Origin of the sequence: Acinetobacter sp. V104_13, assembly GCF_031798995.1 — a bacterium.
In the GTDB taxonomy this organism is placed as follows: Bacteria; Pseudomonadota; Gammaproteobacteria; order Pseudomonadales; family Moraxellaceae; genus Acinetobacter; species Acinetobacter pittii.
This window is the reverse complement of the sequence record NZ_JAVQNP010000024.1, coordinates 63,348-78,594: the sequence shown is the minus strand read 5'-3', so window position 1 is coordinate 78,594 and position 15,247 is coordinate 63,348. Positions and strand designations below refer to the sequence as shown.

Below are 15,247 nucleotides of genomic sequence, written 5' to 3'. Positions count from 1 at the left end.
TTTTTGTGAAGGCAGATTAGATCTTACCGTGACATTGCTTATATTTTAGTCCTGAACCACATGGGCATGGGGCATTACGGCTTTCTGGAACAGGGAAAGCTTGCTGATCGGCAGACTCGTTCATGGTTTCTTGAGAAAGTGTAACTTCACCAGTTAAACCATCTACATCATCATGTTCAAAAGAAAGCTTCATTGATTCAGCTTGCTGCTGCTGTTGAGCTTCCATTTCTGCAAGTTCTTCTGGTGTTGGGATATGTACACGAGACAAATCAGTTACAACATCAGTTTTAATAATACCCAACATGTTTACGAACAGGTTGAAAGCTTCTTTCTTATATTCCTGCTCAGGGTTCTTTTGCGCATAGCCACGTAAGTGAATACCTTGACGCAAATAATCCATTGCAGCCAAGTGATCTTTCCAATGGCGATCAAGAGAGTTTAAAACGAAATGGCGCTCAAGCATTGCTGCTGATTCATCACCCATTTGAGCACGGCGCTGACGATAACGCTCAATCACTTCATCACTAATACGCTCAACCAAACCTTCTTCATCTAAACGACGATCTTGGTCTAACCATTCCTGGATTGGTAGCTCAATACCTAAATCAATACGTAAAGCATTTTCTAAACCTTCCACATCCCACTGGTCATGAATTGACTCTGGTGGAATAAAGTTGGCAATCATGCCTTGCATCACTTCACGATGCATTTCTTCAACGTAGTCTTTTAAGGTGTTTTCAGCTAATACTTCATCACGTTGTGAGTAAATGATCTTACGCTGTTCGTTATTCACGTCATCGTATTTCAATAAGTTCTTACGAATATCGAAGTTACGCGCTTCAACTTTACGCTGAGCATTCTCAATTGAACGGCTCACCATTTTATGTTCAATCGCTTCGTCTTCTTTTAAACCCATCGCGCGCATCATACCAACGACACGGTCGCCTGCGAAAATACGCATAAGGTCATCTTCAAGAGACAAATAGAAACGAGAAACACCAGGGTCACCCTGACGGCCGGCACGACCACGTAACTGGTTGTCAATACGACGTGATTCATGGCGCTCAGAACCAATGATGTGCAAACCACCCGCTTGCAATACATCTTCGTGGTCCTGCTCCCATTGTGCTTTTAGACGTACTTCATCTTCTGCAGTTGGGTTCTCCAGTTTGGCAAGCTTAGCTTTCCAGTTACCACCCAAGATAATGTCCGTACCACGACCAGCCATGTTAGTAGCAATCGTTACTGCATTCGGGCTACCCGCCTGAGCAATAATGTCAGCTTCACGCTCATGCTGCTTTGCATTCAACACTTCATGGTGAATACCAGCTTGCATTAACTTAGAAGATAAAATTTCACTGGCTTCAATCGTTGCCGTACCAATCAGAATCGGAGCAACACCCTGCTGACGAATATTCATAATTTCTTGAATAATCGCGTTATATTTGCCGTTACGGTTTAAATAAATTAAATCATTTTGGTCGTTACGAATCATTGGGCGATGCGTTGGAATAATCACAACATCAAGGCCATAAATTTCTTTCATTTCCGCAGCTTCAGTATCGGCAGTACCTGTCATACCTGAAAGCTTTTTATAAAGACGGAAGTAGTTCTGGAATGTTGTTGTCGCTAAAGTTTGGTTTTCAGGCTGAATTTCCAAGCCTTCTTTTGCTTCAACAGCTTGATGCAAACCTTCTGACCAACGACGACCCGGCATCGTACGACCTGTATGTTCATCGACAATAACCACTTCACCATCATGAATAATATAGTGAACATCACGTTGGAATAGAAAATGCGCACGAATAGCAGCAGATACATGGTGAACAAGGTTTAGGTTTGTTGCTGAATACAAGCTTTCGCCTTCGGCCAACAAGCCCATTTGAATAAGTTCTTGTTCAACAGTTTCATAACCAATTTCAGTCATTTCAACTGAACGCTGCTTTTCATCAATCCAGAAATGGCCGCCATCTGCTACTTTTTCTTCTTTTTGCGGATGTAATTTAGGTGGAATTGTATTGATTGCACTGTAGAGGTGTGAAGAGTCTTCACTTTGACCAGAAATAATTAATGGTGTACGAGCCTCATCAATTAAGATGGAGTCAACTTCATCGATAATGGCATAGTGCAAACCACGTTGTTTCTTTTCTGCTAAAGAAAACACCATGTTGTCACGTAAATAGTCAAAACCGAATTCGTTATTGGTACCGTAAGTAATATCGGCAAGGTAAGCTGCCGCTTTTTCTGACGGACCTTGCATTGAATAAATTGTACCAATTGATAGACCCAAAAATTCAAATAATGGGCGGTTCAACTCGGCATCACGCTGTGCCAAATAATCATTCACAGTAATGACATGTACACCTTGGCCACTCAAAGCATTTAAATAACACGCCAGAGTACCCATAAGGGTTTTACCTTCACCAGTACGCATCTCGGCAATCTTACCTTCATGTAAGGTAATACCACCAATTAACTGAACGTCATAGTGACGCATACCCATCACACGCTTAGCAGCTTCACGACAAACCGCAAACGCTTCTGGAAGTAATTTATCTAAACTTTCGCCATTATTATAACGTTGTTTGAATTCTGGAGTTTTTGCAGATAAGTCTGCATCGCTTAAAGCTGATATCGTCGGCTCGAGCGCATTGATTTGCTCAACAATTTTGCGCATGCGTTTGAGTTCACGCTCATTTTTTGTACCGAAGATACCTCCGATCAGACTTGCCAACATGGATAAACTCTCTAAATCTTGCTTGGTCAAATGAATAAACTTTTTCTCAGTCGTTTATTATGGTGCCAGAAATTTGAAGTACAAGGGGTTTGCACAAAACCCCTAAAAAAAATCTGATAGTTAGACGAATGGTTTTTCATTCATCTAATCTCCCCTTAATGTGCCGAGCACCAAAAACACACCATTAACGCTCATCGATTAAGCATAACTTCCGAGAAATCTAATTTAGCAAATTTACCTTAAAGTTACATTGATTAAGCACTTAAAATAATGAGTTTTAGTCATATATATTTACACTTATATAAAAAGTTCATAATAAAATACAAAAACAATAATTTTAATCATAAAGTAAATGCTGCATATTCATTCAATCGAATAACAAATTATGCGCAATTGAGGAAAGATCATGACACTACGATTAGGAGATACTGCTCCCGATTTTCAACAAGAATCGAGTGAAGGCACAATTAATTTTTATGATTTTTTAGGGGATAGTTGGGGAATCTTATTTTCACATCCAGCCGACTATACTCCCGTATGTACAACTGAATTAGGTTATACAGCAAAATTAAAAGATGAATTTACGAAGCGGAATGTTAAAGCGATTGCTTTGTCTGTAGACGATGTAGAGTCGCACAAGGGCTGGATCAACGATATTAATGAAACACAAAATACAACTGTAAACTTTCCAATCATTGCAGATAAAGATCGTAAAGTATCTGAGCTCTATGGCTTCATTCACCCTAATGCCAGTGAAACTCTAACAGTGCGCTCATTAGTGATTATTGATCCTAACAAAAAAGTTCGCTTAATCATTACCTACCCTGCTTCGACGGGCCGAAATTTTAACGAAGTCTTACGTGTTGTGGATTCATTACAATTAACAGACAAGCATAAAGTCGCTACACCTGCGAACTGGCAGCAAGGTGAAGATGTCGTTATTGTGCCATCACTTAAAGATGAAGAAGAAATTAAACAACGTTTCCCTAAAGGTTATACGGCTGTTAAACCTTATTTACGCCTCACGCCACAGCCTGAAAGCAATAAAACCGACTAAAGGTTTTATTGCTTGCAAGACAAACGCAGTGCGTAGGCAAATATCTGAAAAATTCCCTACAAGACAAGCAAAGCGCGTAGGCCCACTTAGATTAAATATCACACCCGAAAAAGTCATCCGTAGTGATGGCTTTTTTATTTATGTATTGAATACTCATGGTTTTTATTGTTCAGATCAGTTATAACTCGAAACGATTCGGTAAAAAAATAAAAATCATGATCTATAAAATTCATCATTTAAAGTGTGGCAGCATGTGCCCAGTTTGTGCACCCTTATTTGGACAAAAAGGCTTCCGAGCTGAAGTAATCTGTCATTGTCTTTTAGTTGAAACTGATCGAGGCTTAGTGCTTATCGATACTGGCTTTGGCTTGCAAGATTACTTACATATGAAGCAGCGCCTAGGCTCATTAGTTAAACGCTTAGGCAATATTGAGCATAATCTTGAATTTAGTGCGATCCAACAAATCCAAAAGCTCGGGTTTAGTCCCAAAGATGTACAGCATATTTTTGTCACTCATCTTGATTTCGACCATGCTGGTGGTATCTCAGATTTTCCTCATGCCACAGTTCATGTTTTAGCAGCAGAATACAACGCTGCCCAACTTCCAAATTTTAAAGGCAAACTTCGCTATAGAACCAATCAATATAAAGATCATCGGTATTGGAACTTCGTTGAATATCAAAAAGGTGAAGCATGGTTCAACCTCGAAAAAGTTAAAGGTTTTCCGCTGTTTCAAGATGAAATTTTAATGATACCGCTGTTAGGACATACAGCTGGACATTGCGGGATTGCCATAAAGCAACAAAATCAATGGGTATTATTTTGTGGAGATGCCTACTACTCACACCTAGAGTTAAACCCTAAAAATAAATTAAGATCACTTGGTCTGGTGGAAAAAACATTTGCAGAAGATAATGAAAAGCGTCTTTTTAACCTCAAGCGTTTACAGCATTTAGCTCAACATGAACCCAAGATTGAAATAATTTGTGCTCACGACCCTGATGAGCTGAAACGGTATCAAAAATGAAAAAATTATCGCTCCTTACACTTGTCATCTGTATAAGTTTACAAGGGTGTATGCAGCACGAAAGTATCGCCCATGAGCATCGACCACAAGATTGGGGAAGCTTAGTTTCTCAGACTCATAACTTTTATCAAATTAGTAATGATGTTTATCGCAGTGAACAACCTGATACAGCAATGATTTCTGAATTAAAGGATCATCAAATTGGAACGATCATTAATTTAAGAGCCAAAGACGCAGATAGTTTAGTTTTTAAAAATGAAAATTTTAATCTTGTACATATTCCTATCAACACTTGGGCAATTGACCGACAAGATCTCTTAGAAGTCATGCAACAAATCAAAATTGCCAAGCAGAATGATCAGCGCGTTTTATTGCACTGCTACCATGGTTCAGATCGTACAGGGGCCAGCGTTGCCATGTATCGCATTATTTTTGAAAATTGGGCAATTGATGATGCGGTTAAGGAAATGAAACAAGGGGGTTACGGTTATCATATTATTTGGAAGAACATTGACCGATTATTTACACCTGAAAATGTAAAATGGATTCAACAGCAACTGTCGAATCCATCTTAGTGACATCTTGAGTGGAATTTTTAATTTGGTTAACGTTGGTCTAACGGTACCCAGTCAATCACCCACGCTGATTTCATGTTTAAACTTGAATCAGAAGTAATTTTCTTACGAGCAGCATCTGCTGTATCACGGTCTTTTGCAGGTCCAACCATAATACGAATACCCTTACTGGTTGGGCTTGTAGTGACCTTATAGCCTTTAGCTCGTAATTTAGAAACAACTGCATCTGCATTGGCTTGATTAGCAGCCAAAGCGACTTGAACCATCCACTTTTTATCGCCATTTTCAAGCAGTTCACGTGCTTTTTCAGCTTCAGCTTTTTTCTCAGCTTCAGCTTTTCGTTTAGCATCAGAGGCTTTTTTATCAGCTTCTGCTTGTCGTTTGGCTTCAGCAGCTTTCTTGTCTGCTTCTGCTTGGCGTTTTGCTTCAGCAGCTTTTTTATCTGCTTCTGCCTGTCGTTTAGCTTCAGCTGCTTTCTTGTCTGCTTCTGCTTGGCGTTTTGCTTCAGTTGCTTTTTTGTCTGCTTCTGCCTGTCGTTTAGCTTCAGCTGCTTTCTTGTCTGCTTCTGCTTGGCGTTTTGCTTCAGCAGCTTTTTTGTCTGCATCTATTTTTGAAGTATCAGTTGTTTTATTCACCGTATTGGTTTGCTGGTTTTTAGCTTTCGCCTCACCCACTAACTCCGGTGGAATATTATCTGAACTTTCTTGAGCCGCTGTACGGCGCGCATTAATAGCAGCGTACTCTGCTGCAGCTTTACGAGCAGCATCAGCTTCAGCTTGCTGCTGCATTGCTAAGAACTCAGCTGCACGTGCTTCTTGTTCAGCAACGGCCTTTTCACGCGCACGACGCTGTTCTTCTAGCAAACGTTTTTCAGTTTCAACATCAACCGCAAGCGGTTGTAGTTGTACCATTTGCCCTTCAGTTGTCTGTTTTGGTTTAGTTTGAGTTTTTGGCGATGTGGATGCGGATGGTTGAGCTTCAACCTGTTTTATTTCCTCATTTCCTTTTAGAAGCAATGCTGCCAATAAAACACCACCTCCTAGTAAAACAACGCCACCCATCCAGCGTTGTTTGTTATTCATTGACATTCTTCCAAATACTCCCAAATCGCTTCTAAAGTATGAAACGAACCACAGGCCAAAATCAGCTGATTGTTATTTGTTTGCTCAAGCGCTGATTTAAAAGCCTCTTTGATATTGCCATATTGTTGTACTGTCTGGCCTTGCAAGGCATCATTGAGTTGCTGAATCGGTGCAGCACGCGGCACATTCAATTCAGCAATTTTCCAATGTAAAACAGTAGGTTTCAATAAATCGACTACTGATTTTATATCTTTATCTGCCAGCATTGAAAATACTGCGACAACTTCTGTGTACTGTTTATTGTATTCTAAGAAATTTCGCAATTGCTTTAACAAAAATTCAACACCATGTGGATTGTGCCCAGCATCAAAAATGACCGTCCTCCCATCCACTTGACGCTGTTCAAAACGTCCAGCTAAGCGAGCAGATTGGATACCTTTTTCTAATGCTGACTGAGAAATCTCAAGTCCACTATTTAAAATGGCCGCAACCGCTCCTGCAATATTTTCAATCGCTAATGTACCTAAAGGAAGTTTTAAAGTGGTTCCTTCCGAAGCAAAGTACCAGTTTTGTCCATCTTCTGCGAGCTTATAAAAATAATCACGATTAACGGTATATAAGTCTGCTTGTGAACTTTGTGCTTTATCTTGAATTGCTTGCGGCAATGGTTGCTCACCCGCGAAGATAACCGGAATATATGGACGAATAATGCCTGCTTTTTCAAAAGCAATTTTTTCGACGGTATCGCCTAGCCAATCTGTGTGATCTAGGCCAATATTAGTAATTACTGCAATGTCGGGATCAATCACATTGACAACATCTAAGCGTCCGCCCAGACCAACTTCAAGCACCCATACATCACATTGTTGTTGTTTAAAAATAACAAAAGCAGCCAAAGTGGTTGCTTCAAAAAAAGATAAGCTTAAATCACAATCGCGACGAGCCTGATCGACTTGAACAAAAGCATCAATCAGACTTTGATCATCGACTTCAACTCCACCTAACTTAACTCGCTCATTAAAGCGATAGATATGCGGTGACTGATATAACCCAACTTTATAACCCTGTGCGTTTAATATCGCAGCCAGTGTAGTTGTGGTTGAGCCTTTACCATTCGTTCCGGCTATTGTAAAAACTTTAGCATTAGGCTGAGTTACACCCAGCTTTTCTGCAACAGGAATTACACGTTCCAGACCAAGATCTATCCCTGTAACGTGAACATGGCTCCAATAATTGAGCCATGTATCTAAAGAGTCTATTGAAAGTGGAGCTTGTTGGTTCAAGGTAAGTTCATCAATTTCGATACAAGTCGAGATACAGTATCACGTAAAGCATGACGATGAACAATCTGATCGATTACACCATGATCAAGCAAATATTCAGCACGTTGGAACGGTTCTTCAAGAGTTTCACGTACAGTCTGCTCAATTACACGCTTACCAGCAAAGCCAATCATCGCTTTAGGTTCAGCAATATGAATATCGCCCAACATTGCTAAAGAAGCTGTTACACCGCCATACACAGGATGTGTTAACACAACGATATATGGTAAGCCAGCATCTTTTAATTTTTGAATCGCAGCAGAAGTACGCGCCATTTGCATAAGCGATAACATACCTTCTTGCATACGCGCGCCGCCAGAAGCTGCGAAACAGATTAATGGCTGACGTTTTTCAATTGCAAGCTCTGCAGCCTTTACAAAACGGTCACCTACAACTGTACCCATTGAGCCGCCCATAAAGTCGAACTCAAAAGCACATGCAATCATATCTACGCCATTTAAGTTACCTTGCATGGCAATTAACGCTTCCGTTTCACCAGTTTTGCTTTGCGCTTCACGCATACGATCTGGATACGGTTTAGAGTCAACAAACTTTAATGGATCTTTAGCAGTAAATTCTTGACCCAATTCAGTTACAACATTATCGAAGAACCAGTTCAAGCGGTCACGAGCTTTCATTCGTAAGTGTTCGTCACATTGCGGACACACATATGCATTGAAAGAGATTGCTGTACGTGTCACTAGTGCATGACATTCAGGACATTCAATCGTTGGCTCAGTAAATGTTGCTTTGAGAATTTGTTGCTCATCTGCGACTTCAATACCTGGAACCGGACGTTTTGTCCATGGTGTCGAAGGGCTAAGAACTTTCCCTGGTTTCACTTCTTGATTCATACTAACTCATCGAGCGCTGCTCGAAGCTCCTTGACTTTACTCACCGTCTGTTCAACAGCGTCATCCGCTGCCAACGTTGCAAAATTTTTAACGAAAGCACTACCTACAATCACGGCATCAGCAACATTACCCATTGCTTTTGCTGAAGCAGCATCACTAATACCAAAACCAACACCCACTGGAATATTAGTGGCATTTTTGATTTTTTGAATACGCGCAGCAGCTTCTGCCGTATCAAGTGTTGCTGCTCCTGTTACACCCTTAAGTGAAACGTAGTAAATAAAACCACTTGCCTGATTAGTCACATGTTGAATGCGTTGATCTGTAGAAGTTGGCGCAAGCAAGAAAATTTGGTCCATATCATGTTGTTTCAACACAGCACCAAACTCTTTTGACTCTTCTGGTGGTAAATCCACAAGTAATAAGCCATCTACACCACATTGTTTCGCATGAGAAACAAACTTCTCGTAACCAATCACTTCAACCGGATTCAGATAACCCATTAAAACAACAGGTGTTTCCTGATCCTGCTCACGGAACTCTTTTACCATGTTGAGTGCATCCAACGTGTTAGTCCCTGCCGCAAGCGCACGTTCAGCTGCAAGCGCAATTACCGGACCATCAGCCATTGGATCTGAAAATGGTAAACCAAGCTCAATGACATCTACTCCTGCCGCAACCATTTTATGCAGTAACGGAACCGTTACTTGTGGCTGTGGATCACCCGCCATAACATAAGATACAAGCGCTTTACGTTGTTGGGACTTAAGCTTTTCAAAACGGGTGGCAAGACGTGACATAGGGTTGTGCTTTCCTTGAATTATTTAAAATTGAGGAGTTGTTTGTAGAAATACAAGAACATCGCATTTTAACGCTATTTTTTGTCCATTGAACAGGTCTAACGTTATGGCGATATTCGATTGTATGATTCATACAACCCATGGTGTACATTTATCAATATTTTGAAACTTTTCTCAATGATCAAAGCTTCCTATTTTCGAGCCATTATTAGATCGCCACATGATCAAAAAACAATCATGCAAAACTTATTTCTCAATATTTTTATTGGCGAGTTGTAATTCCCTTTTCCGCATGAGTAAAGTTTGTCCTGTCAAATTTTTATGAGCCCGTGCAAGTGCCGACTGATCCGAATATCCTAACTGTTCAGCAATTGTGGTGAGGCTTTCATTTTGGTGAAGTAATATTTCACAGCGTTTCATGCGTTCAGTATCTAAAATTAATTTAAATGAAGTATTTAATGACTGTAATTGACGCTGCAAGCTTCGTACTGAAATATTCAACTCGATGGCAATATCCTCTATTTTAGGGGCTTGTTGCTTGTGTTTAAAATATTCATGAACAATCCAATGTATTTGCTGGGCTAAATCTGTATGTATTTTCCGCTGAGCTAATGCCTCTTCTGCTTGTTTCACTAAAAGTTGCATTAAGCTGGGGTCTGCATGTCGAGGACGAACATTCAATCCCTCACTTGCAAAAGTTAATGCATAGTAAGGTTGCTCAAATGATAATTTACATTGAAAGAAACGCTGATAGTGAACTAATGGACCACGTGAGCGGTGCACAAACTCAACATGCTGCAAGAGAAAATCATGGAAAGGAGCAATTTGTTTAGCAAGCTGAACCATAGCAGCTAAAGTCAGCTCACAAAGTATGATATTACTGGCATCAACTAGCGGCCAATATAAACGGATATTAGAAGCATCTTGTTCAACTTGCATAGGCACGACTTGCTCACCGTCAATCACGAGACGATGAAATTTCATGACATATTCAAGAACCTCTGCAAAGCTGCCACTTCGAGAAGCCATATATCCCAGTACACCAAAATTGGCAGGTGTAATACAAGTTGCCATTTCTAGGGCTAAATTAGAAACTTGTAGACGAGACTCTGTCAGCTCTAAAAGTTCAAGAAAAAAGTTTAAAGAAGATTGAGCATCAATAGATGAAGCTAAAATATTTTGAACTTGACGGGCCTGAACATCTGTAAGGTTTAATACCTGCCAATCGATTCCTTTTTCTTTTAGATAAGTATTCCACAGATAAAAGTAGCCATTTGAAATCGTAAAATCCTGCATGGCTCATCCTTTTTTTAATGCCATCTTGTCGCAAACTGTATAAAAATTGGCAATAACTGTCAAAACAAAGCCGACTATTAGCGACATACTAATGAACATGTTAGATGCGAGAAATAAAAATATGAACGCACATGTTTCTTATCAGGTCGAGCCAGTGGTTCGTAAAGATCTGGATTTTCATTTAAACGAAGCGCCTCGCTTTTGGTTTAATAACGATCCTTTTTTGACTCGTATGTTTGATGCGCTCAGCTTAACCTTTCCAGATGGAGAGCGTTATTTTATTGAATGTGTCCGTATGTTCCGAGACAAAATTGATGATCCCGAACTACAAAAACGGGTTGCGGACTTTATTAAACAAGAAGCTCAACACGGTATTGCTCATGACAAAATGAATCAGGTCATGAAAGAGCAAGGCATGCCTGTTGACCAGTTCACAGCTACACTTAAAAGAATTTTTCGCTTTGAACTCACCAAACGCTCACCGCAATACAATATTGCAATGACGGCAGCAGCTGAACATTTAACAGCGCTAATGGCAGAAACGTTTTATAGCCATAAAAAAACTTTGGAAAATGCTCACCCCTATGTCCGAGCACTGTTTGCTTGGCATGCCATTGAAGAAATGGAGCATCGTGATGTTGCTTTTGACGTCATGAAACAGGTGGGTGAAGTTCCTGAGTCGACTCGTCGTTTTGTCTTGGTTCTTACAACAGTACTGATGTTTGGCTTTACACTCTATCGCACCAACATCATGTTGAAATGTGATGGCTTTAGTCCAAGAGAAAGACTCTTGATGAATCTTAAAGGTTTACCTTGGTTCTTTGGCAAAAATGGCACATTAACCGCTATGAAAAACCAATATTTAGATTGGTTTAAAAAAGACTTTCATCCAAGTCAGCATCCAGTCATTCGTCAATATCCTGTTTGGATTGAAACACTCGAAAAGACAAATGATCCTATTGTAGCTGGTGAGGCATTCTGGCAAGCAGGTTTATAACCTGCTTGTTACCATTTCGCATAATGTTGTTCTAGTAAACCGTATTGCGCATTGCAATTGATTATATCGGTTGCCTCATGCTCAATCGTTCCGCTAATTTTAGCTTGCCACTGGTTAAACTGACTGCCAATCATTCTTAAATTAATATTTTCATATCGGCACCAACCAATATGGACCTGTAGATTAAGTTTTTGATCTAAAGAGCTAATTTGCCAAAGCTCATCATTTACTTTTTCAAATAAAACATCAGTTAGTGGAAATAAAACTCCGTTAATCCATAAGCAGTTTTCATTACCAAAACTTTCATTAACACCAGAAGCCAGATTTAGTCCTATACGACGCCCTTGCTCATCCCAGAAATTACATGAAAGCCAGAACCAAGCCGTTTCAGGTCGCAAAAAACCGCAGGTATCATCTAAAGAGGCAAATGTCTTTTCATCAAATTGTACAACTTGGTTTTGCTTATTAATAAACATTCCCTCTACAGCCAATGTGGTCTGCTTTTGAGTATAGGTCCAACCATTGATACCTGTCGGCGTACATAAACTTAATATATCGGTTCCAGCACAAAAAATACGAGCGCTAAGCTGAATCTCACCATATTTAGTGACTCGAATGTATCGCACACCATTCGCATGCTGGATATCAAACTGATAAGGCGATTTAGAAAAATAACTTTGATTAAATAAGGGCTGTTCATCAAGGTAGGTTTTATGCCCCAAAGGCTGAATGGCATTCCACTCGATGACTTGCCCTGTTTCATGGTCATAAATATAGAAAAAACCATGCCCGACCCAGCCGATATCTGCAATTGCCAAACCAATACTATAGTGTTTATGTTGAATGCCGCAGAATTTAAATTTTTTATATTTTAATTGCTTACGCCAGCCTTTAAGGACCTTACCGTAAGGGGTTTTATAAATATAATGTTGTACGTGAATGGTTGACGGTACAGATTCAAAACGCCCGTAGCGAGGCTTTCCATTTTCTTGAATTAAATCCATTTACCCACTTCCATATGAATATTAGATTTCAAATGACCTATACCACGGTCAAATACGTATTTTCCCAAATTGTTTCAGCAAAATCGCCTTTTATTAAATGAATATAGCGCCCTGCTACACAATCTATTGCTAAGCAGTCATCAATATCAATGACTCGATCTGTATGTGCTTTTTGCCACTGCCGATCTATAAATTGTTTACCTAATTGTTTGGCAGCTACCGCATTCGGTGCAACCACAAACTCATAACGGTGAAGTTCACCGAATTCACTTGCATTATATCCGCCCAGATTAATTAAATATAATTTTAAATCATCTGGTTGTGGAGCAGCATCTGTAAAATGAATTTGATAATTTTGCCCTTGAGAGCTAACTCCTGAGAGCTTGGCCCAAGCATCAATATGCAATCCTTGAGCCTCACCAAACCAAGCCTGTTTAAGTTGAGGATAAACTTCTTCCAAAGTATCTCCTACAGCCATGACTACATCATGAACTTCTGTATTAGCGCGTGCATGACGCCCGCCTAACATCACCATAAACAAACTTGGCATTATATCCTCTTACATCTCGACCATTTCTACGCCATCAATACGTGCAACTGTCATTAAATCTTTATCACCACGACCTGAAACAGTCGCAATAATAATCTGATCTTTAGACATCGTCGGTGCAAGCTTAGAGACATAAGCCATCGCATGCGAGCTTTCAAGCGCAGGAATAATCCCTTCAATTTTAGTTAAATCACGGAAACCTTGTAGAGCTTCTGTATCATTAATCGGCACGTACTCTACACGCTTCATATCTTTCAAGAAGCTATGTTCAGGGCCAACACCCGGATAATCAAGGCCCGCCGAGATACTATGTGTCTCAATAATCTGGCCCTGTTCATCACTCATTAAATAAGTACGATTACCATGTAATACACCCACATGACCTGCATTTAACGGCGCAGAGTGTTTACCAGTTTCAATACCAAAACCAGCTGCTTCAACACCATACATTTTCACGTTGGCATCGTTTAAGAATGGATAGAACAAGCCCATTGCATTTGAACCGCCACCCACACATGCAACTAATGCATCTGGTAAGCGACCTGCTTGCTCCAAAATCTGTTTACGTGCTTCACGGCCAATAATCGACTGGAAGTCACGAACGAGTTGAGGGTATGGATGCGGGCCTGCAACTGTACCAATCACATAGTACGTCGTATCAACATTAGTTACCCAGTCACGCATCGCTTCGTTCATGGCGTCTTTCAACGTTTTAGAGCCACTTTGTACAGGAACAACTGTAGCGCCTAACAAACGCATACGGTAAACGTTCATGGCTTGACGCTTAACATCTTCAGCACCCATATAAACAACACATTCAAGACCTAAACGTGCTGCAATTGTTGCTGTTGCTACCCCATGCTGCCCGGCACCAGTTTCGGCAATAATACGTTTTTTACCAGAAAGCTTTGCCAATAACGCCTGACCAATCGTGTTATTTACCTTGTGTGAACCTGTATGGTTCAAGTCTTCACGTTTAAGGTAAATTTGCGCACCACCTAACTCTTTTGACCATCGCTCAGCATAATAAAGTGGACTAGGACGACCTACATAGTAGGCGAGGTCACGGTCGAATTCTGCCAAAAACTGTTCATCATTTTTCATGCGGGAATAGAGATTTTCTAAATCTTCTAATGCCGCCATTAAAGTTTCTGACACAAAACGTCCGCCATGGATACCGAAATGCCCTGCAGCATCTGGATACTGTGTATAGTCAATCACATTGTTTTGCTGATCCACGTTGGACTCCTTGCATAAATCGTTCAATGAGTTGTTGGTCTTTTATACCTTTTGCGGACTCTACGCCTCCGCTCACATCTACTGCAAAAGCACCGGTAGTATGAATAGCGTCAATGACATTGTCAGGGGTTAAACCACCTGCCAAGATTAATGGAATATCAAGTTTTGGGAATTTAGACCAGTCAAACTGATGTCCTGTGCCCCCTTTGAGCTCAGGATGCCATGCATCGAGCAATACAGCACTGGCACCCGCTGCCTGATATTTTTGAATTTCAGCAACTACATCCAGATCAGGTTTAACCTGAATCGCTTTATACCAGCGACGTTTACAATGGCGAGCAATTTCCTGACATTGTTCTGGAGTTTCATCGCCATGTAGTTGTAATACATCTAGGGGAACACAATCAAGTACATCCTGAATTTCAGCAGCACTCGCATTTACAAACAAACCTATCATTTGTACATAAGGTGGAATTACTTTTGCTAATTCTTCGGCCTGTTCAACTGTTACATGTCTTGGGCTTGGCGGAAAAAAAACAAAACCAATCGCATCTGCTCCAGCAGCAACAACTGCCTGAACATCTTGAATGCGAGTAATTCCACAGATTTTTGCTCGTGTACGTTTTTGGTTTGATTGGCTCATGATCTGCCTAAACTACAACCATTTCTTAAAATAAGCGCCATTGTAATGCAATTTTTGTCCCTT

At 40.4% G+C, this 15,247-nt stretch carries 14 protein-coding genes; 4 read left to right on the top strand and 10 right to left on the bottom strand.

Annotated features, from left to right (window positions below):
* Positions 1 to 16: 16 nt before the first annotated feature.
* Entirely contained in the window at positions 17 to 2,737 is a 2,721-nt protein-coding gene (gene secA, locus RMB06_RS09210) for a preprotein translocase subunit SecA (protein WP_311079158.1), read from the bottom strand.
* Positions 2,738 to 3,143: 406 nt separating this feature from the next.
* Between secA and RMB06_RS09205 the strand changes: the two genes are divergently transcribed.
* The 3 genes from RMB06_RS09205 to RMB06_RS09195 all read left to right on the top strand — a co-directional run bounded on the left by RMB06_RS09205 (position 3,144) and on the right by RMB06_RS09195 (position 5,397).
* Positions 3,144 to 3,794, top strand: coding sequence for a peroxiredoxin (locus RMB06_RS09205; protein ID WP_005050084.1), 651 nt, complete (start codon positions 3,144 to 3,146; stop codon positions 3,792 to 3,794).
* 215 nt (positions 3,795 to 4,009) lie between these two features.
* Positions 4,010 to 4,822, top strand: a complete 813-nt coding sequence (locus tag RMB06_RS09200) for an MBL fold metallo-hydrolase (RefSeq protein ID WP_206217045.1) — start codon at positions 4,010 to 4,012, stop codon at positions 4,820 to 4,822.
* Positions 4,819 to 5,397: a dual specificity protein phosphatase family protein gene (locus RMB06_RS09195; RefSeq protein WP_213072821.1), complete on the top strand. Its 579-nt coding sequence runs from the start codon at positions 4,819 to 4,821 to the stop codon at positions 5,395 to 5,397. Before RMB06_RS09200 ends, RMB06_RS09195 begins: the two co-directional genes overlap by 4 nt.
* A gap of 29 nt (positions 5,398 to 5,426) precedes the next feature.
* On the opposite strand, the gene RMB06_RS09190 is transcribed toward RMB06_RS09195, so the two are convergent.
* The 5 genes from RMB06_RS09190 to RMB06_RS09170 form a co-directional block, all read right to left on the bottom strand.
* Positions 5,427 to 6,485 (bottom strand): SPOR domain-containing protein, encoded by a 1,059-nt coding sequence (locus RMB06_RS09190; RefSeq protein ID WP_002116434.1) that lies wholly within the window; start codon positions 6,483 to 6,485, stop codon positions 5,427 to 5,429.
* The gene (gene folC, locus RMB06_RS09185; RefSeq protein ID WP_311079155.1) at positions 6,476 to 7,762 is read right to left on the bottom strand and encodes a bifunctional tetrahydrofolate synthase/dihydrofolate synthase; all 1,287 of its coding nucleotides are present in this window, start codon (positions 7,760 to 7,762) and stop codon (positions 6,476 to 6,478) included. Before folC ends, RMB06_RS09190 begins: the two co-directional genes overlap by 10 nt.
* On the bottom strand, positions 7,759 to 8,655 hold the full coding sequence (gene accD, locus RMB06_RS09180; RefSeq protein ID WP_002116475.1) for an acetyl-CoA carboxylase, carboxyltransferase subunit beta: 897 nt from the start codon (positions 8,653 to 8,655) through the stop codon (positions 7,759 to 7,761). The genes folC and accD overlap by 4 nt, the downstream gene beginning before the upstream one ends.
* Positions 8,652 to 9,455, bottom strand: a complete 804-nt coding sequence (gene trpA, locus RMB06_RS09175; RefSeq protein WP_002116163.1) for a tryptophan synthase subunit alpha — start codon at positions 9,453 to 9,455, stop codon at positions 8,652 to 8,654. Before trpA ends, accD begins: the two co-directional genes overlap by 4 nt.
* A 246-nt stretch (positions 9,456 to 9,701) precedes the next feature.
* Positions 9,702 to 10,751, bottom strand: a complete 1,050-nt coding sequence (locus RMB06_RS09170) for an AraC family transcriptional regulator (protein ID WP_014207612.1) — start codon at positions 10,749 to 10,751, stop codon at positions 9,702 to 9,704.
* A 121-nt stretch (positions 10,752 to 10,872) separates the two neighbouring features.
* On the opposite strand from RMB06_RS09170, the gene RMB06_RS09165 reads away from it, so the two are divergent.
* Entirely contained in the window at positions 10,873 to 11,748 is an 876-nt protein-coding gene (locus tag RMB06_RS09165; RefSeq protein WP_311079154.1) for a metal-dependent hydrolase, read from the top strand.
* Positions 11,749 to 11,756: 8 nt separating this feature from the next.
* Here the strand turns inward: RMB06_RS09165 and RMB06_RS09160 are convergent, their stop codons facing one another.
* The 4 genes from RMB06_RS09160 to RMB06_RS09145 are packed head-to-tail and all read right to left on the bottom strand — an operon-like array spanning position 11,757 to position 15,184.
* The gene (locus RMB06_RS09160; protein ID WP_311079152.1) at positions 11,757 to 12,752 is read right to left on the bottom strand and encodes a DUF2804 domain-containing protein; all 996 of its coding nucleotides are present in this window, start codon (positions 12,750 to 12,752) and stop codon (positions 11,757 to 11,759) included.
* 37 nt (positions 12,753 to 12,789) lie between these two features.
* A complete protein-coding gene (locus RMB06_RS09155; RefSeq protein ID WP_001139542.1) occupies positions 12,790 to 13,302 on the bottom strand; it encodes a DUF1543 domain-containing protein in 513 nt (170 codons plus the stop codon).
* A gap of 9 nt (positions 13,303 to 13,311) precedes the next feature.
* The gene (gene trpB, locus RMB06_RS09150; protein ID WP_002116129.1) at positions 13,312 to 14,541 is read right to left on the bottom strand and encodes a tryptophan synthase subunit beta; all 1,230 of its coding nucleotides are present in this window, start codon (positions 14,539 to 14,541) and stop codon (positions 13,312 to 13,314) included.
* Positions 14,516 to 15,184, bottom strand: a complete 669-nt coding sequence (locus RMB06_RS09145) for a phosphoribosylanthranilate isomerase (protein ID WP_311079149.1) — start codon at positions 15,182 to 15,184, stop codon at positions 14,516 to 14,518. The genes trpB and RMB06_RS09145 overlap by 26 nt, the downstream gene beginning before the upstream one ends.
* Positions 15,185 to 15,247 lie beyond the last annotated feature (63 nt).

Excerpts from the sequence above, each read along its gene's own strand:
- secA (WP_311079158.1), bottom strand. The coding sequence starts at position 2,737 with ATGTTGGCAAGTCTGATCGGAGGTATCTTCGGTACAAAAAATGAGCGT.
- RMB06_RS09205 (WP_005050084.1), top strand. The coding sequence starts at position 3,144 with ATGACACTACGATTAGGAGATACTGCTCCCGATTTTCAACAAGAATCG.
- RMB06_RS09200 (WP_206217045.1), top strand. The coding sequence starts at position 4,010 with ATGATCTATAAAATTCATCATTTAAAGTGTGGCAGCATGTGCCCAGTT.
- RMB06_RS09195 (WP_213072821.1), top strand. The coding sequence starts at position 4,819 with ATGAAAAAATTATCGCTCCTTACACTTGTCATCTGTATAAGTTTACAA.
- RMB06_RS09190 (WP_002116434.1), bottom strand. The coding sequence starts at position 6,485 with ATGTCAATGAATAACAAACAACGCTGGATGGGTGGCGTTGTTTTACTA.
- accD (WP_002116475.1), bottom strand. The coding sequence starts at position 8,655 with ATGAATCAAGAAGTGAAACCAGGGAAAGTTCTTAGCCCTTCGACACCA.
- trpA (WP_002116163.1), bottom strand. The coding sequence starts at position 9,455 with ATGTCACGTCTTGCCACCCGTTTTGAAAAGCTTAAGTCCCAACAACGT.
- RMB06_RS09170 (WP_014207612.1), bottom strand. The coding sequence starts at position 10,751 with ATGCAGGATTTTACGATTTCAAATGGCTACTTTTATCTGTGGAATACT.
- RMB06_RS09165 (WP_311079154.1), top strand. The coding sequence starts at position 10,873 with ATGAACGCACATGTTTCTTATCAGGTCGAGCCAGTGGTTCGTAAAGAT.
- RMB06_RS09160 (WP_311079152.1), bottom strand. The coding sequence starts at position 12,752 with ATGGATTTAATTCAAGAAAATGGAAAGCCTCGCTACGGGCGTTTTGAA.
- RMB06_RS09155 (WP_001139542.1), bottom strand. The coding sequence starts at position 13,302 with ATGCCAAGTTTGTTTATGGTGATGTTAGGCGGGCGTCATGCACGCGCT.
- RMB06_RS09145 (WP_311079149.1), bottom strand. The coding sequence starts at position 15,184 with ATGAGCCAATCAAACCAAAAACGTACACGAGCAAAAATCTGTGGAATT.